The sequence below is a fragment of the Vibrio neonatus genome (genome assembly GCF_024346975.1).
In the GTDB taxonomy this organism is placed as follows: Bacteria; Pseudomonadota; Gammaproteobacteria; order Enterobacterales; family Vibrionaceae; genus Vibrio; species Vibrio neonatus.
This window is the reverse complement of sequence record NZ_AP024885.1, coordinates 2,703,989-2,723,660: the sequence shown is the minus strand read 5'-3', so window position 1 is coordinate 2,723,660 and position 19,672 is coordinate 2,703,989. Positions and strand designations below refer to the sequence as shown.

At 45.0% G+C, this 19,672-nt stretch carries 16 protein-coding genes; 3 read left to right on the top strand and 13 right to left on the bottom strand.

All coding sequences use genetic code 11. The features are described 5' to 3' along the window. Window positions 1-111: 111 nt before the first annotated feature. Complete coding sequence (gene punC / locus OCU38_RS12700) at window positions 112-1,305, bottom strand: purine nucleoside transporter PunC (RefSeq protein ID WP_261823295.1); 1,194 nt, start codon at window positions 1,303-1,305, stop codon at window positions 112-114. A gap of 115 nt (window positions 1,306-1,420) precedes the next feature. On the opposite strand from punC, the gene punR reads away from it, so the two are divergent. Next, on the top strand, window positions 1,421-2,326 hold the full coding sequence (gene punR / locus OCU38_RS12695; protein WP_261823294.1) for a DNA-binding transcriptional activator PunR: 906 nt from the start codon (window positions 1,421-1,423) through the stop codon (window positions 2,324-2,326). Between the two features lie 44 nt (window positions 2,327-2,370). Here punR and ilvA read toward each other — a convergent pair whose 3' ends face one another. Genes ilvA through ilvG form a run of 5 tightly spaced genes read right to left on the bottom strand, consistent with a single transcriptional unit; the run spans window position 2,371 to window position 8,658 of the window. After that, on the bottom strand, window positions 2,371-3,903 hold the full coding sequence (gene ilvA, locus OCU38_RS12690; protein ID WP_261823293.1) for a threonine ammonia-lyase, biosynthetic: 1,533 nt from the start codon (window positions 3,901-3,903) through the stop codon (window positions 2,371-2,373). Window positions 3,904-3,907: 4 nt separating this feature from the next. Further along, on the bottom strand, window positions 3,908-5,749 hold the full coding sequence (ilvD, locus tag OCU38_RS12685; RefSeq protein WP_023405260.1) for a dihydroxy-acid dehydratase: 1,842 nt from the start codon (window positions 5,747-5,749) through the stop codon (window positions 3,908-3,910). A 9-nt stretch (window positions 5,750-5,758) separates the two neighbouring features. Next, window positions 5,759-6,703, bottom strand: coding sequence for a branched-chain-amino-acid transaminase (locus tag OCU38_RS12680; RefSeq protein WP_023405259.1), 945 nt, complete (start codon window positions 6,701-6,703; stop codon window positions 5,759-5,761). Between the two features lie 12 nt (window positions 6,704-6,715). After that, a complete protein-coding gene (gene ilvM, locus OCU38_RS12675) occupies window positions 6,716-7,000 on the bottom strand; it encodes an acetolactate synthase 2 small subunit (protein ID WP_023405258.1) in 285 nt (94 codons plus the stop codon). Window positions 7,001-7,011: 11 nt separating this feature from the next. Continuing rightward, window positions 7,012-8,658 carry an acetolactate synthase 2 catalytic subunit gene (ilvG, locus tag OCU38_RS12670; protein WP_261823292.1) on the bottom strand — a complete coding sequence of 549 codons (1,647 nt, stop codon included), beginning with the start codon at window positions 8,656-8,658 and terminating at the stop codon, window positions 7,012-7,014. A gap of 395 nt (window positions 8,659-9,053) precedes the next feature. Between ilvG and OCU38_RS12665 the strand changes: the two genes are divergently transcribed. Then, a complete protein-coding gene (locus OCU38_RS12665) occupies window positions 9,054-10,580 on the top strand; it encodes a YifB family Mg chelatase-like AAA ATPase (protein ID WP_261823291.1) in 1,527 nt (508 codons plus the stop codon). 55 nt (window positions 10,581-10,635) lie between these two features. Here OCU38_RS12665 and OCU38_RS12660 read toward each other — a convergent pair whose 3' ends face one another. The 4 genes from OCU38_RS12660 to OCU38_RS12645 all read right to left on the bottom strand — a co-directional run bounded on the left by OCU38_RS12660 (window position 10,636) and on the right by OCU38_RS12645 (window position 14,199). Then, window positions 10,636-11,238 carry a DsbA family protein gene (locus OCU38_RS12660; RefSeq protein ID WP_261823290.1) on the bottom strand — a complete coding sequence of 201 codons (603 nt, stop codon included), beginning with the start codon at window positions 11,236-11,238 and terminating at the stop codon, window positions 10,636-10,638. A gap of 32 nt (window positions 11,239-11,270) precedes the next feature. Continuing rightward, window positions 11,271-12,257: a serine/threonine protein kinase gene (locus OCU38_RS12655; protein ID WP_261823289.1), complete on the bottom strand. Its 987-nt coding sequence runs from the start codon at window positions 12,255-12,257 to the stop codon at window positions 11,271-11,273. Between the two features lie 68 nt (window positions 12,258-12,325). Continuing rightward, entirely contained in the window at window positions 12,326-13,744 is a 1,419-nt protein-coding gene (gene ccoG / locus OCU38_RS12650) for a cytochrome c oxidase accessory protein CcoG (RefSeq protein WP_261823288.1), read from the bottom strand. Window positions 13,745-13,920: 176 nt separating this feature from the next. Beyond that, window positions 13,921-14,199 (bottom strand): YihD family protein, encoded by a 279-nt coding sequence (locus OCU38_RS12645; protein WP_261823287.1) that lies wholly within the window; start codon window positions 14,197-14,199, stop codon window positions 13,921-13,923. 486 nt (window positions 14,200-14,685) lie between these two features. Here OCU38_RS12645 and OCU38_RS12640 point away from each other — a divergent pair, with 486 nt between their 5' ends. Further along, window positions 14,686-15,492, top strand: a complete 807-nt coding sequence (locus OCU38_RS12640) for a sporulation protein (RefSeq protein WP_261823286.1) — start codon at window positions 14,686-14,688, stop codon at window positions 15,490-15,492. Here OCU38_RS12640 and OCU38_RS12635 read toward each other — a convergent pair. Genes OCU38_RS12635 through rsmB form a run of 3 tightly spaced genes read right to left on the bottom strand, consistent with a single transcriptional unit; the run spans window position 15,489 to window position 19,638 of the window. Further along, window positions 15,489-16,934, bottom strand: coding sequence for a TrkH family potassium uptake protein (locus OCU38_RS12635; protein WP_261823285.1), 1,446 nt, complete (start codon window positions 16,932-16,934; stop codon window positions 15,489-15,491). The two genes, OCU38_RS12640 and OCU38_RS12635, sit on opposite strands and share 4 nt — an antisense overlap. A gap of 11 nt (window positions 16,935-16,945) precedes the next feature. Beyond that, on the bottom strand, window positions 16,946-18,322 hold the full coding sequence (gene trkA / locus OCU38_RS12630; RefSeq protein WP_023405249.1) for a Trk system potassium transporter TrkA: 1,377 nt from the start codon (window positions 18,320-18,322) through the stop codon (window positions 16,946-16,948). A 35-nt stretch (window positions 18,323-18,357) separates the two neighbouring features. Then, on the bottom strand, window positions 18,358-19,638 hold the full coding sequence (rsmB, locus tag OCU38_RS12625) for a 16S rRNA (cytosine(967)-C(5))-methyltransferase RsmB (RefSeq protein WP_261823284.1): 1,281 nt from the start codon (window positions 19,636-19,638) through the stop codon (window positions 18,358-18,360). Between the last annotated feature and the right edge of the window lie 34 nt (window positions 19,639-19,672).

Here is a 19,672-nt window from a genome sequence, read left to right as displayed (position 1 = left end):
TTTACTTACTGTGTTCTAAAAGGTAAAACCTTACTTTAGGACGATAAGATCTCAAGCAAAAGGGAGCGAATATCGCTCCCTTTTCATTTTTAATATGACCTTTTAATACGGCTAAGCCGTCACTTCAATCTCTTTTGCTCTATCAACCACAGCGCCTTTATTTCTAGCTAGCCATAAGCCACCAGCAAGACCAAGTAAGCAAATCAGCATAGTCCAACCTGTCGCAATCAGTGCTTGTTGAGCAAACAGTGCCACCAGCATACTGGCAATACTGCTGATACAAATTTGAATGCTGTTTTGCAGCCCGGCAGCAGTTGCTGGGCTATGTTGAGCACTGGATAGGGCACGATTCACGACGATTGGATAAAGTGCGCCGTTGGCAATAGCCACAAAACAAAACGGCACTAGAACTGGCCATATTGAAGTTAAAGTGCTTTGACTGGCAATAAATACTGTCACTACCGCAAAGGTAAATAGCGTCAAAATAATGGAAAGCACTTTCCCATCACCATAACGTTCCACACTCTTTTTACCCACGTATCCACCCACCATAAAGGCGATAGTTTGTGGGATAAAACTCATGCCAATATCTTTTGCCGAATACCCCAGTTGCGCCATGATTTCTGGCATACCAGTTAAATAAGCAAAAAACACCGCTGACGTGACAGAGAAGATCAGCACATTACCGATAAAAATACGGTTTTTTACTAAACTGCCGAGATCGGCGCGCAAAGAAACGGTTTTGCTTGGCTTTGCTTCTGCTGGTTGCTTTACGGTGACAAAAAATAACATCGCACCAATAACCGCGAGCGTAGCAAAAATGCTTTCCCAGCCTAAAGTGGTGTTGAGCAGCACACCTAGTTGCGGTGCTAGCGCAGGGGATAAGGCAACTAAAGGCATGATAGAGGCAAAGATGCGCTGGCGTTGCTCTGCGTGGTAGCGCTGAATCACTATGGCTTGCCAGATTACGGTTGGGGCACAGACCCCGATGGCTTGAATAAATCGAAATGCCAGTAATTGCGATATGTTACTGCTCAAGGCAATCCCGACAGAGGCGAGGGTAAAAATAGCCAAGCCCAATGCCAGTGAACGTTTAAGACCAAATCGGTCTGATAGTATTCCCCATGCCAATTGACCCGTCGCAAGGCCGACCAGAAAGATACTTAATGACAAAGCGATAGGTTCAGGGCCAGTCGAAAAATCGGCTTGCAAGGTTTGAAATGCCGGTAGGTACATATCGGTTGCGATAAAGCCAAGCATTGAGAGTAGGGCGAGATACCCTAATTGTAATTTACTGATAGACATGAAAAGTTGCTTCAAAAATATGGATTGCGGGTATTCTAAATTGGCTTAACCAACAAATTAAACGCTAATATATGTAGTTATCTATCAAAAAATTTGAAAGCTAGAGTTTTAGGTTATGTTATCTCAGAAAAATTTTGAACTGCTGGATGTGGTGGCGAGATTAGGCAGTTTTTCCGCCGCCGCCGAACACTTACACAAAGTGCCGTCAGCAATTAGTTATTCAGTACGCCAGATAGAGCAAGAGTTAGATGTGATCCTATTTAGGCGCTTACCCAGAAGAGTTGAACTTACTCCTGCAGGAGAGATCTTTATTGAGCAGGTGCGATCTATGCTTCGTCAGATTGAAGAAGCGAAAGCACAAGCAAAACGTACTGCGCAAGGGTGGCAACAAACCTTAAGGATCACTTTAGATAACATCGTAAGGCTAGATAATTTACAGCACTTAATTGATGACTTTTACCGTCAGTTCGATTTTGCGGAGCTGCAAATCAATATGGAGGTTTTTAATGGTGCTTGGGAAGCCATAGCTCAAGAGCGTGCCGATATCGTGTTGGGAGCCACCTCTGCCATCCCTGTTAGCGGTGATTTTGGTATTAAAGACATGGGCAAGATGGAGTGGGTATTTGTGTGTGCCTCCGATCACCCGTTAGCAAGCAAAAGCCAATTACAGGTAGAAGATATCGCTTTATACCCAAGTGTCAGTCTTGATGATACGTCTAGGGTGCTTCCTAAGCGTCACCAGACGTTATTTACTAATCAAAGGCGTCTTCTTACTCCACATTGGCATACGGCGATACGTTGCATTAAAGGCGGTGTAGGCGTGGGGTTTGTTCCCGAGCATATTGCACACTCTTTGGTGAACGAAAAAACATTGGTGACTAGAGACATTGAGTTTCAGGCTCCGCCGAGTGAGTGTTGTATGGTATGGCGAAAAGACAGTAGCAATAAGCTTATTGAATGGATGCTAAATTATCTTGGTGACGAAGATAAACTGCATCGAGATTGGGTGAGCAGTGAATAAAAAGGCAGCCATTAGGCTGCCTTAGTGGATATTACTTTACGCTGTTAGCTAAGAAAGAAACGATAAGATGGGTTTTCAGACTCATCTTTATAGCCATAACCTAGCTCATCTAAGTGACGAGAAAAACGTTCAATATCACCTTCAGTTAATTCAAATCCACACAACACACGGCCGTAATCTGCGCCATGGTTACGGTAGTTGAATAGGCTGATATTCCAATGCGTACCTAGGGTGCTGAGGAAGTTAACCAAGGCTCCCGGATATTCAGGGAATTCAAAGCTGTACAAACGCTCTTTGATTGGTGTTTTTGGTTTTCCACCCACCATATAACGTATGTGCAGCTTAGCCATTTCATCATCAGAAAGATCAACCACAGGGTAGCCACCTTGTTGTAGATCGTTAATGATGCTGTCCAGTTCCGCTTGCCCTTCGTGCAAACGTACCCCGACAAAGATATTGGCTTGCTCATCATCGTTGTAGCGATAGTTAAACTCAGTCACCGCTCGACCGCCGATGATATTGCAAAATTCAAAGAAAGCGCCCGGACGCTCAGGGATAGTAACCGCTAGTAAACCTTCACGTTTTTCACCTAGCTCGCATCGTTCAGAGACGTAGCGTAGGCCGTGGAAGTTAGTGTTGGCTCCTGACAATATAGTGGATAGCTTCTTATCTTTTAGCTCATTTTGCTCAGCAAATTTTTTCAAACCCGCTAGCGCAAGTGCCCCCGATGGTTCAGCAATAGCGCGAGTATCTTCGAAGATATCTTTAACCGCTGCGCAGATTTCATCGCTAGACACTGTGATGTGCCCATCAATGTTTTCATTACATAGGCGGAAAGTTTCACTGCCAATCTGCTTCACCGCAACGCCATCAGCAAACATGCTCACTTGGTCAAGGGTGACAGGATGGCCCGCATCTAATGCCGCTTTCAAACAGGCTGAATCTTCAGGTTCTACCGCAATCACTTTAATGTTTGGCATCAGTTGTTTTACTAACACTGAAACACCTGCAGCTAAACCGCCGCCGCCCACAGGGACGAAAATATAGTCGAGATTGCCGTTTTGCTGAATCATCTCCATACCGATTGTGCCTTGTCCTGCGATCACTAATGGGTGATCGAAAGGAGGGACAAAGGTATAGCCATGCAGTTCAGAAAGTCGCTCAGCTTCTGCTTTCGCTTCGTCAAAATTGTTGCCGTGCAACACTACAGTACCGCCAAAGGCTCGCACAGCATCTACTTTGATGTCTGGGGTTGTCTTTGGCATTACTATGGTGGTACTAATGTCTAATTTTGTGCCAGAGAATGCCATGCCTTGGGCGTGGTTTCCTGCGGAGGCAGCAATCACGCCCGCTTGTTTTTGCTCTTCGGTTAGGTTGGCGACCATGTTGTAGGCGCCGCGCAATTTAAAAGAGTGTACAGGCTGACGATCTTCACGCTTAATTTGCACCTGATTATTCAGACGTTCAGACAAACGAGGCATAGTTTGCAACGGTGTTAGGGTGGCAACTTCGTATATCGGTGCGCGCAAGATTTGGCGCAGATACTCTGCGCCAGATTTGAGATTAGTAAGACTCATAGCCTTACTCCTCAAACTTAGATTTGTCTCTTACCGCTCCTTTGTCTGCACTGGTTGCCATACTTGCGTAGGCTTTTAGAGCAAACGAAACAGCACGCTCACGAGAAACTGGTTTCCAACCTAGTTGGTCTTGTTTAGCGCGACGCTCAGCAAGTTCAGCTTCAGATACCTGTAGTTCAATAGTACGGTTTGGAATGTCGATCGCAATTTGATCGCCAGAGTTTACCAAACCTATGATGCCGCCCGCTGCCGCTTCAGGAGAAGCGTGGCCGATAGACAAACCGGCTGTACCGCCAGAGAAGCGACCATCAGTCAGTAGCGCACACTCTTTGCCTAGTCCCATAGATTTTAGGTAAGTGGTCGGGTAAAGCATCTCTTGCATACCTGGGCCACCTTTAGGGCCTTCGTAGCGGATGATAACCACATCGCCCGATTTCACTTTGCCACCTAAGATGCCATCAACAGCGTCTTCTTGGCTTTCAAATACCACTGCAGGGCCAGTAAATTTAAGAATGCTTTCGTCTACGCCTGCCGTTTTAACGATACAGCCATCGAGCGCAATGTTACCTTTCAGAACGGCTAGACCGCCATCTTGGCTATAGGCATTTTCTTTACTGCGAATACAGCCTTCTTTACGATCGTCATCCAGTGTTTCCCAACGACAATCTTGTGAGAATGCTTTGGTAGTACGGATGCCAGCAGGGCCTGCGCGGAAGAAGTCTTTTACTTCTTGTGATTCAGTTTGCATCACATCGTAGTGCGCCAGTTGCTCTTCCATAGAAAGACCTAGCACAGTGCGAGATTGGTTGTTGAGCAAACCTGCGCGGTTAAGCTCACCTAAGATAGCCATTACACCACCAGCGCGGTGAACGTCTTCCATATGATATTTAGGTGTAGAAGGCGCTACTTTACATAGGTTAGGAACACGACGAGACATTTCGTCGATATCTTGCATCGTAAAGTCGACATCACCTTCTTGAGCCGCAGCGATAAGGTGAAGAACGGTGTTGGTTGAACCGCCCATCGCAATATCAAGTGCAATCGCATTTTCAAAGGCTTTTTTGGTGGCGATGTTACGTGGCAGAGCCGATTCGTCATCTTGCTCGTAGTAACGTTTAGTCAGTTCAACAATGCGTTTACCGGCATTGATAAACAGCGCTTCACGGTCTGCGTGAGTGGCAAGCATTGAACCGTTACCCGGCTGAGAAAGACCTAGAGCTTCGGTTAGACAGTTCATTGAGTTCGCGGTGAACATACCAGAACAAGAACCACATGTAGGACATGCGCTACGTTCTACTTGCTCGCTTTGCTCATCAGATACTGTTGGATCGGCACTTTGCATCATGGCATCAACAAGATCGAGTTTGATCAGTTGATCAGAAAGCTTAGTCTTACCCGCTTCCATTGGGCCACCAGAAACAAAGATCACTGGGATATTTAGGCGCATAGAGGCCATTAGCATTCCCGGAGTGATTTTGTCACAGTTTGAGATACAAACCATAGCGTCAGCACAGTGAGCGTTAACCATGTATTCTACCGAATCTGCGATAAGCTCACGCGATGGTAGAGAGTACAGCATGCCGCCGTGACCCATGGCAATACCATCATCAACTGCGATGGTGTTGAATTCTTTGGCGATACCGCCTGCTTTTTCGATTTCGCCAGCAACAAGTTGACCCATATCTTTCAGGTGAACGTGTCCTGGTACAAATTGAGTAAATGAGTTTACGACAGCGATAATAGGCTTACCGAAATCTTCGTCTTTTACTCCAGTTGCGCGCCATAGTGCGCGTGCGCCAGCCATGTTGCGGCCGTGAGTTGTAGTTGCACTGCGATAGATTGGCATAATGATTCCTTATTTCTCTGCGTCAGCTGGGTAAACGTAGTCTAACCAACCCCATTTATCTTCTGTTGTACCGTTGAATAGACCAAAATAGGTCTCTTGTAAGTCTTTAGTCACAGGACCGCGCTTACCTTCGCCTACTTGAATCTGATCAACCGAGCGTACTGGAACGATTTCTGCTGCAGTACCTGTCATGAATACTTCGTCAGCAAGGTATAGCGCTTCACGCGCAATGTTTGCTTCAACAATTTCGTAGCCTTTTTCGCGAGCCAATACCATGATTGAATCACGAGTGATGCCTGGCAAAATAGCCGCGGTTGCTGGTGGTGTAATGATTACGCCGTCTTTTACGACAAAAATGTTTTCACCCGCACCTTCTGATAGATAACCATCAACACTTAGCGCAATACCTTCATCATAGCCGTGACGACGTGCTTCACCGCCAACCAGTAATGAAGATAGGTAGTTACCGCCCGCTTTAGCTGCGGTAGGGATGGTATTTGGTGCTGCTCGGTTCCAGCTAGAAATCATCGCATCTACGCCATTTTCTAGCGCTTCTTCGCCCAAGTAAGAACCCCAAGGGAAAGCGGCAATGATAAGTTCCATTTCACTGTCAACTGGAGGGCAAACACCCAAACCTACGTTACCCACAAAACCTAGTGGACGAATGTAAGCGCTGTCCAGTTTGTTTACACGGATAGTTTCACGGGTTGCTTCCATAATTTCTTCCACAGAGTATGGAATTGGGAAACGGTAGATTTTTGCTGAATTTTTTAGACGTTTTGCATGCTCTGGATGGCGGAAAACAACAGGCCCTTTAGGGGTGTTATAACAACGCACACCTTCGAATACTGATGTGCCATAGTGCATTGCATGAGTGAGCACGTGTACGTTGGCGTCTGCCCACGGAACCATTTCACCGTTAAACCAAATATAATCTGCTGTCTTTGTAGCCATTGCTTGCTTTCCTTATGCGCTCACTTTGTGCTGTAAATTATTGTTAGGGAGTTCGTTGTTATCAATCTTGATGACGTCTACGCTAATTACATCCCACAATTTTTCAATTTGATTTGTTAAAAATGTGATAGGGCGTTCACTGTCAACGATGATTTCGACACTGGCGATTTTACTTTGATGGTTTTGTGTACCAGCTACCTGACGAACGATAAATCCACGATGACGAACCACACGTAAAACGCGCTCCATAAGCACTGGTTTATCATCGGCTTTAATATCTAATAAGTATCTTTCCATGGGTGCCTCTATTAGGTGTTCTCTAACATTTCTTCATTTGAGGCACCTGGTGGTACCAATGGCCATACGTTCTCTTCTTCATCGATGATAACGTGTAATAGATAAGCGGTTTTGCTCTCTAGCATCTCTTTTAATGCTGGCTCAACTTCTTCTTTCTTGGTGATGGTTTTACCCGGAATATCAAATGCTTTCGCTAGCATGATGAAATCAGGGTTATCATCGAGAATAGTTTCACTGTGGCGGCCATCGAAAAAGAGCGATTGCCATTGGCGCACCATACCTAAACGTTGGTTATTGATAAGCACCATTTTCACTGGGATTTGACGACGTTTAAGCGTTCCTAGCTCTTGTACGTTCATCATAAATGAGCCGTCACCCGAGATTAAGATAGATTGGTCGTCGGGTCTTGCGACTGCCGCACCCATAGCCGCAGGTAAGCCAAAGCCCATAGTGCCAAGACCTGCAGAAGAGATGAAGTTTTGAGGATCGCGAGGCTGTATGTGCTGCGCCGCCCACATTTGGTGCTGACCTACGTCAGTAGAAACAATAGAGCTGTCTGGCATCATATCGGACAACTGTTTCAACAGTAGTGGTGCGTAGATTAATTCACCTGGGTGGTTGTATTGCCATTTGAAGCCATTACGCAGGCTTTCACAGTGGTGAACCCAAGGTGTGATGTCATTTTCAATGTGCAGTTGTGGCAAAATCTCGTTGATGTCGCCACGTAGCGCTGAGTGCGCATGACGCAACTTATTAAATTCGGCTTTATCGATATCGATATGGATGATTTTGGCGTTTGGAGCAAAAGTATCTAGCTTGCCTGTTACTCGGTCATCAAAGCGAGCGCCCACAACGATAAGTAGGTCAGACTCTTGCACAATCAGGTTAGCCGCTTTAGTGCCGTGCATACCTAGCATGCCTAAGTAGTGCGGATCATGGCGTTCAATAGTGCCTAGACCTTTTAAGGTACTAACCGATGGCATTGGATTTTTCGCTAGAAACTCACGCGCCGTCGCTGTGGCTTTAGCAAGCTGAACACCACCACCCACATACAATACAGGTCGACGACTTTCACGTAATAGCGCTTGTGCTAATCGGTAGTCTTCTGGCTGAGGTACCGGCATCATTGGTTGTTGAAATGCAGGGATATCTAATTCTGGAGCGTCAGCAAGCTGAACATCTTTGGCAATATCAACGAGTACAGGACCGGGGCGACCTGCTTTCGCCACTTCAAAGGCTTCCGCTAGAGTTGGCGCGAGATCTTCGATATCGGTTACTAGGTAGCTGTGCTTGGTACAAGACAAAGACATGCCAATAACATCCATTTCTTGGAATGCGTCAGTACCGATATGAGAGCTTGCTACCTGTCCAGTAATTGCCACAACAGGCACAGAATCTAAGAACGCGTCAGCAAGACCAGTTACTAGGTTTGTAGCGCCGGGGCCAGAGGTTGCCATGCATACCGCAACGTCTTGAGTTGAACGAGACATGCCAATAGCAGCCATTGCGGCTCCTTGTTCATGTCGGCAAAGAATATGTTCAACGCCACCATCATATAATGCGTCATAGATAGGCATTATTGCTCCACCGGGATAGCCAAAAATGGTCTTAATTCCTTGTTGGCGAAGTGCTTCTACCACTAATTGTGCGCCCGTCATTGGTTATCTCCCTTTGATGAGGCAAGCTGCTGCTTGGTTGTGTTCTTAGTCTTACTGCACATCTTGTGCTCCATGTCCTGATTAGAATCTCTATGAGACCTATAAAACTAAAAAGCCCCCGAACTTTTCAGTGCGAGGGCTTGTGAATCTTGCTGTACTAGTTTGCGCCTACTCGCCCTCGCGCGGTGTGAATAATCACCACGATAATCAGGTTGACCAGAGTTAGTAGTCGAATGGTAGGTTGCATAATTCTCAAATAAAGTTGCACAGTCTTAATACTATTAGTGGTATCACAATTTCTTGCGATCTGACAAGGAAAAACTCATTCTTTTTTCATTTTCCTTCTTTTCGCTGGTTGCCTAAACCCTATATAGGGTTGTGTAACTGGGTGAAGTATGGGGTTAGCGATAGTACATAGTCGGGCAAGTTTAGGGGTGTTAGCTCCGCAAGTGACGGTTGAAGTTCACATTGGCCCAGGTATGCCGGGCTTTCATTTGGTGGGGTTAGCCGAAACCAGTGTTAAGGAGTCCAAAGACCGAGTAAGAAGTGCGATTATGAATTCACGCTTTTCTTTTCCGAGACACAAGATCACCGTTAACTTAGCCCCTGCCGATCTCCCCAAAGACGGTGGACGTTTTGATTTACCGATTGCTATAGGTATTTTGGTAGCCAGTGAGCAGATCCCTGTAGATAAAATTAATGACGTAGAGCTGGTGGGTGAATTAGCTCTCTCGGGTGAATTGCGCCCGGTCAGAGGCGTTATTTCTGCCGCTATTGCCAGCAAAAGAGAAAAGCGCATCTTGATTAGCCCTGCGCAAAACGCCAGTCAGGTACGTTTGGTTGATGAGCATAGTAATTTGTCGGCCAGCAGTTTATTACAGGTGAGTGGATTTTTAGCCTCGCAACTGGAATTAGATTTAGAGCTTGCTCCTGCGGTTGATACTCCGCCGACACCAACCAAAAATATGCAAGATGTCATCGGACAACAGCAAGGCAAAAGAGCGTTAGAAATTGCCGCTGCCGGACAACATAATTTAATTTTCATAGGCCCTCCCGGAACGGGGAAAACAATGTTGGCGGCTCGCTTACCCGATTTAATTCCGCCAATGAGTAAGCAAGAGGCTTTAGAGGTTGCAGCTGTCTCTTCATTGGTGGATCAGGATTTAGATGAAAATTCATGGCGTAAACGTCCCTTTCGCGCACCTCATCATTCTAGTTCTATGGCGGCCTTGGTTGGCGGTGGTTCATCGCCTAAGCCGGGCGAGATTTCATTGGCACATAATGGCGTGCTCTTTTTAGATGAATTGCCTGAATTTGAACGGCGCGTATTAGATGCACTGCGCGAACCTTTAGAAGCGGGTGAGATTGCCATTTCGCGAGCATCGGGCAAAACGTGTTTTCCTGCTCGTTTTCAGTTGATTGCCGCTTTAAATCCAAGCCCGTCTGGGCAGTATAAAGAAGGGCAGTTAGGGGCATCACCGCAGGTGATATTGAAATACCTAAGTCGAATCTCAGGCCCGTTTCTTGATCGCTTTGATATGTCGGTGGAAACCCCCTTGCTACCTTTGGGGACTTTAAGTGAAGGAGGTGATAGAGGTGACAGCACCGAGGTGTGCCTTGCAAGAGTCAGTCAAGCCAGAGAGATCATGTTGGCAAGAGCGGGTAAGCCCAACGCACGATTATCGAATCGAGAAATGGATCAATACTGTGTTTTGCTAAAGGAGGACGCAGAATTTTTAGAGTTTGCGATTACTCGCTTAGGGTTGTCGATACGTGCTTATCATCGAATTATCAGAGTGGCGCGCACCATTGCCGATTTAGCCTTGTCTGAAACAATAACCAGAGAGCATTTGAGCGAAGCATTAGGCTATCGAGCGATGGATCGTCTGCTGTTGTCTATTCATCGGCAAGTGGCAGGGTAAACCAGAAATAAGAAGGGGAGCTTTAAGCTCCCCTCTAATATTATTTAAGCGTTAATTATTTGAGAGTTAATAGATAATTAACTAGGTCAGACAGATCTTTGGTTGATTTTACTGAACCCATATCAACAAGGTACTTGTTGTTAACCACAATAGATGGCACACCTTTTAGGTTGCTATCTTTAAATTGTTTGTCAAAACGACGCGCCATTGAATCCACAGCGAACCCTTTAAATGCTGCATCAAATTTCTTCGCATCTACGCCTTCATCTAGGAAGATTTGACGCAATTCAGCTTCATCACGAGGCGCTGCATTGAGCTTGTGGATGCGGTTGAACATCACTGGAATCATTTTGTCTTCAACTTCTAGCACTAACATAGTGGCGTAAGCTTTGCTCATTGATAGACCCATGCTACCGCCCATAAAAGAAACATGAGATTTTTGGAATTTAGCATTGGTAGGCAGAGATGATTTTAGGTTTTTAATGATTGGCTCAAACTGGTAGCAGTGTGGGCAGTAGAAAGAGAAAAACTCATTAACTGTTGGAGAAGATGACGCTGGCAGATCAAGCACTGTATAGTTTTGACCTTCGGTGAACTGAGCTGCGTGAACAGACAATGTTAAAAACATGGTTGCCACTAAGGCAATCAACTTTTTCATTTGTAACTCCTTCAAAAATATTCTTCTGGATACTACCAGTTAGGTGTTAGAGACAATGCTGGCTCTTGTAGCGCAGACAGTTGCTCTTTTATTGCTAATACTTGACCTTCCCAGTATTTTGCATCATTAAACCATGGAAATGCTACAGGGAAAGCGGGATCTTGCCATCTTTTTGCAAGCCAAGACATATAGTGTATTAAACGTAGACCGCGCAAAGGCTCGATCAGTTTCAATTGATTGCTATCAAAATCACAAAATTCTTGATATCCCTCTAAGACAATATCAAGTTGCAGCAGTTTTTCCTGACGATCGCCACTGAGTAGCATCCATAAGTCTTGTACAGCAGGGCCATTTCTTGCGTCATCCAAATCCACAAACATGGGGCCATCGCGCCATAAGATATTGCCTGGGTGACAATCGCCGTGCAATCGGATAGGTGTGTAGTCTACTTGCCACTGCTGTTCAATGGCACTAATTAGCAGCTGCATATCGTGGAAAAAAGCCTTTTCAATATGCGCGGGAATAAACTCACTTTTCTGCAGTAGATCCCTAGATTGATAGAGGTACTCATCAAGTCCCATGGTTGGCCTATGCTGAAAAGCGGGTTGCCCTTGGCTAACTTTATGAATACGTCCTAAAAATCGTCCCACCATCTCCAGTTGATTATAGTTATCGACTTCAAACTGTCGACCACCGACACTTTCAAATAGAGTGAATAGATAACCTTTGTGCTGATGTAAGGTTTTGCCATTGATAATGACCGGAGGCGCAATAGGGATTTCATGGTCGAGTAAAGAGAGCGTGAAATCATGCTCTTCTTGGATTTGTAATTCGTTCCAACGTTGTGGTCGATAAAACTTCACCACGTAGCGTTTCTTTTCTTCGTCGACGAATTGATAAACTCGGTTTTCATAGCTATTTAATGCTAAAAAACCAGATTCGGCACGTATTCCAATACTCTCTAATGCATACCACATAAGGTCAGGCGTTAGAGAATCAAAGTTGAATAAAGAGTTCATTGTTAAATTGCCAGTGACGAAAAAGAGGGTTATCACGCAGTATAACCCTCTGATTGCATTAATTCTTGCTAAAGCTGTTTGATAAAGCGACTTTCCACATCGATAGTGAAACCCTCTTCGGCTTCTAGCGTAAATTCAATCTTAGTCACCGCAGAGCTTAATTGCTGAGGATCCATCCCCAGACTCATAGGTAAATTGAACACTTCTCCCGGAGAGACGTTGATTGTTTGTCTGCCATACCATTTAGCATCAGTTAACCCTGAAACCGTTAAGCGATAAGTTTGTGGTTGCTGGGTTTTATTGATGATTTTAAGGGTATAGGTGTTCTCTATCAGACCATTACTATTGGTTCTATAGAGTTGAGCGCGGTCTCGGATAATGGTGAGACCGGCGGGATCAACCGTCGATACTTGCTGCGAGAAGAAGCCCAGCATTAAAATCATCACTAGGCCATAACCGATGAGTTTCGGCCTCATGATCTTGGTGTGGGTGCCTTCCAGTTTGTGCTCTGTGGTGTAACTGATCAGCCCTTTGTCATAATTCATGCGTGCCATTGTATTGTCGCAAGCATCAATACAAGCGCCACAGTTGATGCATTCATATTGCAGACCGTCACGTATATCAATGCCTGTCGGGCATACTTGCACACATAAATTACAGTCTATGCAGTCACCTAAACCTAGTTCGCTAGGGTTTGCTTTACGTGCTCTAGGGCCTCGGTTTTCACCTCGTTTTTTGTCATAGCCGACGATAAAGGTGTCTTTATCAAACATGGCGGATTGGAAGCGAGCATAAGGACACATGTGAATGCAGACAATAGAGCGCATCCATCCTGCATTGGCATAGGTACAGACTGCAAAGAAAAGAACCCAGAAATAAGTCCAAGACGAAGCGTTTAAAGTAAAGAAGTTATACCAAAGCGCATGTACTGGAACAAAGTAGGCAACAAAAGTCATGCCTGTTAGTAGCGCGATACTCCACCAAGCCATGTGTTTAGCAGTTTTGCGCATCATTAGCGAGCGGGTAAGTGGCTGAGAATCCTGTTTTTTACGTTTGTTTGCAGCGCCTTCTAGCTTCTCTTCAAACCAGATATACATGAAGGTCCACACGGTTTGTGGGCACAAATAGCCACACCAAACTCGACCTAAAAAGGTGGTAATAAAAAACAGCCCAAACGCCGCAATCATAAATAGCAAAGCTAAAAGCGTGAGATCTTGCGGGTAAAGGGTAGTACCAAAAAAGTTGAATTGCTGCTGTCCTATATCCAATAGGATGGCTTGACGTTCGCCATAGGGAATCCAAGGGATAACGGCAAACAGTAACAACAAAACCCAAGCACCATAGCGACGTAATTTTTGAAATACGCCAGAGCTTGCTCTTACATAGATGCGATTACTTGGGTTAAACCTATCTCCTTGGCTTTTGTGCGCTTTTGGGTTGAACTCTTTGGGGGTAACGTCTTTGACGTTGATGCGATCCTTGCTCATTTCATATTCTCAACCAAAATCCTAGGCTCAGTATATCGGACAATATGAAAATGATTTGTTATATAAGTTACAGAATAAGCAGGATGTTTATTATTTGCGGTGAGGCTTAGGCAAGAGAGAAAAAAGAAGGGCCAGCAATATATTGCTGGCCCTTAATTGTTATGATGGGTATCAAGCTAGTCAATGATGCCACGAGCACGTAGAAGCGCTGTTTTAAAATCGTCTTCTTTGTCTTTCGCTAAACCAGGGATCTCTTCTTGTTGATCGCTATTACGCATCTTTAGATGGTAAATAAGAACATCATCACTTAGATCTTCTAGTTTGCCTTTGTAACCTGCTTCTTCTGCAAGCTTAAGTAGAAACTCGATCAAATTAAGATTTGGATCATTCTTCCACTCAGGGTGTAGTAGTTCAATTACTTCATTAACGCGATGGCATTTCATTGTCTTCTCCATAGAACTCGAGATGTGCGCTTAACTTAACAAAAAGAGTATCAAAAAGATAAGAAAAAAGCGTATTTGAATAGTTCAAATACGCTTTTAATATAGAGAATAAGATTGCAAAAAGTCAGTTTCATCAAAAATGAATGGAACTTAACTCTTTTTACTTTCTTCAGCTCTTTGTTTGTTTGATGGTACTGGCGCAAAATAATTTCTGCGATGTACCGCTCGACTGCTAGGTCGAGAAAACCTGACGGCTGTTGGAAACATACTTCACCAATGAGTCAGGCACATCCTTTGCCGTTAAAACAGATACTCAACGAGTATCATGTATATATCGTACCAGATAACTTTAGGTATAGAATCCGAAAACTTCTAATTTTCAATGCATAAAAGACTCATTATTGTTTTATTAAGCTCAAATTTTTAAAAAATGCCTTTGGTTAATCGGTGCTTTTTGAGCCAGTATAGGTAAAGTGGTTTCATATGAGGGATCAAAGCATGTCTTTTTTTAAGAAAACATTGGCCAGTTTAGGGATTGGCTCCGCAAAAGTTGATGCCGTTCTGCAACAAGAAACAATTGTTCCCGGAGATAAAGTCAGTGTCGTGATTCATGTTTATGGGGGAGCAACAGAGCAGCATATTGATCATATCGATATCAAACTGTGCTGTAGCTACATCTCTGAACAAGAACAGCGTCAGCCTCACACCGAGGGGCCAATTAAGCGTAAAGTGTCGCAAAACTATGTGTTGGATAAATGGGATTTACCCTATTCATTTACCATCCATCCAGCAGAAGAGCGTACTTTTGAAATAGAGCTTACCGCGCCATTAAATACCCCGCTCACCATAGGGGATTCAAAGGTATGGTTGGAAACCTCATTAGATATCGATCTGGCCATTGACCCAACGGATAAAGACATATTAACTGTCCGTCCCGATCCCGTTTTAGACGCTATCTTTTCTGAGTTGGAAGAGTTAGGACTGCGTATTCGCCAAGCGGAGTGCGAAGAAGCCAAAGGCTTTGAATTGCCTTTCGTACAAGAATTTGAGTTTGTACCTACCACTGGGCTATTTCACGGTACGTGGCGTGAAATTGAGATTATTGCGTATCGCGATCAGCAGCAGCTACAACTGTGGTTTGAAATTGACCGACGCAAGAAAGGTGTTAGCGGGCTTTTATCTAGCCTATTAGGTTCCTCTGATCTCAACTGCTATCTGTCTCTACCTAGCGATTTAACCCATCAGCAATGCGCTGAAAAAGTCACTCAATATCTGACTGATTTGTTTGAGGCCAAACGAGGTTAGCGTTTCCAGAAAGCCGGCAAGAACAATACAAAAATGGTCAGTATTTCAAGGCGACCTAATAACATACCAAAGCTAAGTAACCATTTGGCACCATCAGGTAACGGGGCAAAGTTGCCTGTTGGACCAATAATTGGCCCCATTCCCGGCCCAACATTGGCCACTGCTGTTATTGACCCAGTAAGACTGGTTACTGGGTCTAAATCCATCGCCGATAAGCCTGCTGCCACTAACAACACGGTCGCAAAGAAGGTGAGGGTAAAGGCGACAATCGAGCGAATGATATCGTCGTTGACGCGGCGGTTGTTGTATCGCTGAACAAACACCCCAGACGGATGAATCAGCTTCATCATCTGTATCTTTAATAGAGTAAAGGCAATTTGGAAGCGGAAGGTTTTGATTCCACCAGCCGTTGAGCCTGAGCATGCTCCCATCATCAGCAGGAAGGTAAAGAGTACGGTCGTTAAGGTGCCCCAAGAGGTAAAGTCATCCAGACCAAAGCCTGTTGTAGTCAATACCGAGACCACGTTAAACATCGAGACTCGCAGCGCATCATCCATTTGATAGCTATCATGAAAAACCAGCCAAGCAGCAATCATTAGGCTAGAAATCATAAACAGTTTAAAGAAACCGATAACCTGAGCATCTTTAGTTAAAGCGTATAAAGATTGCTTTCTATAGGCGGCAACAAACAACAGAAATGGTAGCCCGCCAAGAAACATAAAGAGGGTAGAAAACCATTGTGTCTCATGAGAGAAGTGATTCATTGAGCCGTCAGAAGTGGAATAGCCGCCAGTCGAAATGGTAGTAAAGGCGTGGTTGATGGCTTCAAATGGTGTCATACCGGTTGCCACATAACTGGCAAAACAGGCAAATGTCAGTCCTAGATAAACGACAACAATACTTTTGGCGACACTTTTGACTCGTGGTGAGCTTTTATCAGACCAGTCGGAAGATTCGGTCTGGAACAGACGCATCCCACCGACATTGAGCATAGGTAAGATAGCTACACCCATAACAATAAAGCCAACGCCACCTAACCATTGCAATAATGAACGCCATAGCAAAATGCTAGGGGACATAGTATCTAGCCCACTGAGCACGGTTGAGCCAGTGGTGGTTATTCCCGACATGGTCTCAAAGTAAGCGTCAGTAAAGCTAATGTGATTGATAAAGACAAACGGCAAGGCCGCAAAAACAGTACTCACAACCCATACTAAGGTGGTGACCAAGAACACATCTCGAACGTTGAGTTTAAACTGCTTCGTACGACCTAAAGTTAGGCAAATAAACGATACTACGTGGGTGATGGCGACTGCTTTAGCAAATTCAACAAAACCACTTCCAGGATTAAAAATCGCTAAAATTGTTGGCGGGTACATAAACAGTGCTAGCTTAGACAGCACTAACCCTAAAACAAATAGTATTGGACGTACATTTACCATATTCGGTGGACCTACAAGAAGAACGGGCTTGGTTGAAATAAGCTTTCAACATCAGGAACGTACTTTTTGTCGACCAAGAACATCACTACGTGATCGTCTTGTTCAATCATAGTTCTATCGTGCGCAATTAAGACCTCTTCGCCACGCACAATAGCGCCAATGGTGGTGCCCGGTGGTAACTTGAGATCGCCAATCGCACGTCCCACAACTTTTGAGGTGTTTTCATCACCGTGGGCGATAGCTTCGATAGCTTCGGCTGCGCCACGGCGTAATGAAGAAACGTTAACGATATCGGCACGACGCACATGAGTCAGTAGCGCAGAAATAGTGGCTTGCTGAGGAGAGATAGCTACATCAATATCGCCACCTTGCACCAACTCAACATAAGCGCCGCGCTGGATTAGCACCATCACCTTTCTAGCGTTAAGGCTCTTCGCCAGCATTGCAGACATGATGTTGGTTTCATCTTCGTTCGTTAGCGCGATGAACACATCCATCTCTTCGATGTTTTCTTCGTATAACAGTTCTTTATCAGCAGCATCACCACATAACACAATGGTGTTTTCTAGCACTTCAGAGAGCATTTCGGCGCGTTCAAGGTCGCGTTCAATCAGCTTGATGGAGTAGTTACGCTCCAAGCGTTTTGCTAGACCTGCACCAATATTACCGCCACCGACAATCATGATTTTGCGGTACTGCTTTTCAAGACGTTGTAATTCACTCATTACAGAGCGGATGTCATTACTGGCCGCCACAAAGAACACTTCATCATCGGCTTCGATAACTGTGGTGCCTTGCGGTCTGATAGCACGTCCCTGACGGAAAATAGCCGCTACACGAGTATCAATGTGAGGCATATGTTCACGCAGAGCAGAAATCGCATTGCCGACCAATGGGCCGCCATAAAATGCTTTTACTGCCACTAAGCTAACTTTCTCTTCTGCAAAACTAACCACTTGCAGTGCGCCAGGGTATTGAACTAAGCGTTCGATGTAGCCAGTGACTAACTCTTCTGGTGCAATAAGGTGATCAACAGGAATAGCTCCTGACTTAAATAGAGAGTCTTTTTCTTTTAAGTATTCAGGAGAGCGGATTCGAGCAATGCGGTTTGGGGTATTAAATAGGGTGAATGCAACTTGGCAAGCGGCCATGTTGATCTCATCAGAATTGGTTACCGCCACCAGCATATCGGCATCTTGAGCTCCGGCATCGCGTAACGTGTCAGGGTGACTTGCAGCACCATTGATTACACGAAGGTCATACTTATCTTGTAATTCGCGCAGACGACGATTATCGGTATCCACAATAGTGATATCGTTATTTTCGCCAACAAGATTTTCAGCAAGAGTACCTCCGACTTGTCCGGCACCCAAGATTATGATTTTCATCGATTATTTTCCTATACAGCAGGGCTTAGTTTAATTTAGCTCTTTTTTTGCAGAACCGCATAATAGAAGCCATCCATATTGTGCTCCCCAGGTAATATTTGTCTTCCTGGATTGCTTGGATCACTATCGATGAGTTCAACATCGTCTGTGCGAGCTAAGAATGCCTGTACTTGCTCTGTATTTTCAACCGGAGAAATTGAGCATGTAGCGTAAACTAAGGTTCCGCCTTTCTTCAGTTGTTGCCACATAGCATCTAAAATTTCGCTTTGTAGCTGAGCTAGCGCGGGAAGATCATCTGCGCGACGTAACCATTTGATGTCTGGGTGACGACGGATAACACCAATAGCAGAACAAGGTGCATCGAGCAAAATGCGGTCGAACTGCTCACCTGTCCACCATTGGTCAGGGTTACGTGCATCGGCACACATTACCTTGGCAGTGAGGTTTAAGCGTTCTAAGTTTTGATGCACTCGCTCTAGGCGTTGTGGGTCAGCATCAATGGCAACCACTTCACTATTGGTGGTGTTTTCTAGGATATGCGCGGTTTTACCACCGGGAGCGGCACAACAGTCTAAGATAAGCTCGCCATCTTGCGGTTGTAAGTATTCAAGAGCCAATTGCGCGGCAGCATCTTGCACCGATACCCAACCTTGCGCAAAACCCGGAAGCTGATTGACATCACAAGCTCGATGTAGACGTAGCGCATGACGTGCTTGAGGGTGAATGTCGGCTTCAATATCTTCTGCTTCAAGTAATTTCAAATACTCATCGCGAGTATGATGCTGAGCGTTTACACGTAGCCACATAGGTGCTTTGGTGTTGTTGGCTTCAACAATGGATTCCCAGTCATTTGGGTAAGAGGCTTTCAGCAACTTAAGTAGCCAGCTTGGGTGACCATATTTGCCTGCATCGTGCTTAACCGAGATTTCATCCAATCGTTGTTGGTTGCGCTGATAGTTACGTAATACCGCATTAACCAAACCTTTTAGCTTATGCCCTTTAAGTGATTGGCATGCTTCAACGGTTTCGGCAACGGCTGCATGGTCGGCAGTACGCATAAAACTAAGTTGGTAAATACCCACTAACATTAAGTGATGGAACACGCGTTGTTTGCCTTTCAGGGGCTTTTCCATCAGTTCATTGACTATGGTTTCTAATCTTGGCAAGTAGCGAAGACAGCCATAGCAAATCTCTTGTAGCAGAGCGTGGTCACGAGGTTTTAATTGGGATTGTGCGTTGGGTAAAGCGCTAGAGAGTGAATAGCCTTTGTCTACAACTTGAAACAGCACGGTTGCCGCAGCGGCGCGTACATTCATAGGTATTTCCTAACAAGAGTAAGGCTTGAAAAAT

What these genes read in the sequence shown, in the direction of transcription:
- punR (WP_261823294.1), top strand. Translation starts at nt 1,421, where the DNA reads ATGTTATCTCAGAAAAATTTTGAACTGCTGGATGTGGTGGCGAGATTA.
- ilvD (WP_023405260.1), bottom strand. Translation starts at nt 5,749, where the DNA reads ATGCCAATCTATCGCAGTGCAACTACAACTCACGGCCGCAACATGGCT.
- rsmB (WP_261823284.1), bottom strand. Translation starts at nt 19,638, where the DNA reads ATGAATGTACGCGCCGCTGCGGCAACCGTGCTGTTTCAAGTTGTAGAC.
- OCU38_RS12635 (WP_261823285.1), bottom strand. Translation starts at nt 16,934, where the DNA reads ATGGTAAATGTACGTCCAATACTATTTGTTTTAGGGTTAGTGCTGTCT.
- OCU38_RS12645 (WP_261823287.1), bottom strand. Translation starts at nt 14,199, where the DNA reads ATGGAGAAGACAATGAAATGCCATCGCGTTAATGAAGTAATTGAACTA.
- ccoG (WP_261823288.1), bottom strand. Translation starts at nt 13,744, where the DNA reads ATGAGCAAGGATCGCATCAACGTCAAAGACGTTACCCCCAAAGAGTTC.
- OCU38_RS12680 (WP_023405259.1), bottom strand. Translation starts at nt 6,703, where the DNA reads ATGGCTACAAAGACAGCAGATTATATTTGGTTTAACGGTGAAATGGTT.
- ilvA (WP_261823293.1), bottom strand. Translation starts at nt 3,903, where the DNA reads ATGAGTCTTACTAATCTCAAATCTGGCGCAGAGTATCTGCGCCAAATC.
- OCU38_RS12655 (WP_261823289.1), bottom strand. Translation starts at nt 12,257, where the DNA reads ATGAACTCTTTATTCAACTTTGATTCTCTAACGCCTGACCTTATGTGG.
- trkA (WP_023405249.1), bottom strand. Translation starts at nt 18,322, where the DNA reads ATGAAAATCATAATCTTGGGTGCCGGACAAGTCGGAGGTACTCTTGCT.
- ilvM (WP_023405258.1), bottom strand. Translation starts at nt 7,000, where the DNA reads ATGGAAAGATACTTATTAGATATTAAAGCCGATGATAAACCAGTGCTT.
- ilvG (WP_261823292.1), bottom strand. Translation starts at nt 8,658, where the DNA reads ATGACGGGCGCACAATTAGTGGTAGAAGCACTTCGCCAACAAGGAATT.
- OCU38_RS12660 (WP_261823290.1), bottom strand. Translation starts at nt 11,238, where the DNA reads ATGAAAAAGTTGATTGCCTTAGTGGCAACCATGTTTTTAACATTGTCT.
- punC (WP_261823295.1), bottom strand. Translation starts at nt 1,305, where the DNA reads ATGTCTATCAGTAAATTACAATTAGGGTATCTCGCCCTACTCTCAATG.
- OCU38_RS12640 (WP_261823286.1), top strand. Translation starts at nt 14,686, where the DNA reads ATGTCTTTTTTTAAGAAAACATTGGCCAGTTTAGGGATTGGCTCCGCA.
- OCU38_RS12665 (WP_261823291.1), top strand. Translation starts at nt 9,054, where the DNA reads ATGGGGTTAGCGATAGTACATAGTCGGGCAAGTTTAGGGGTGTTAGCT.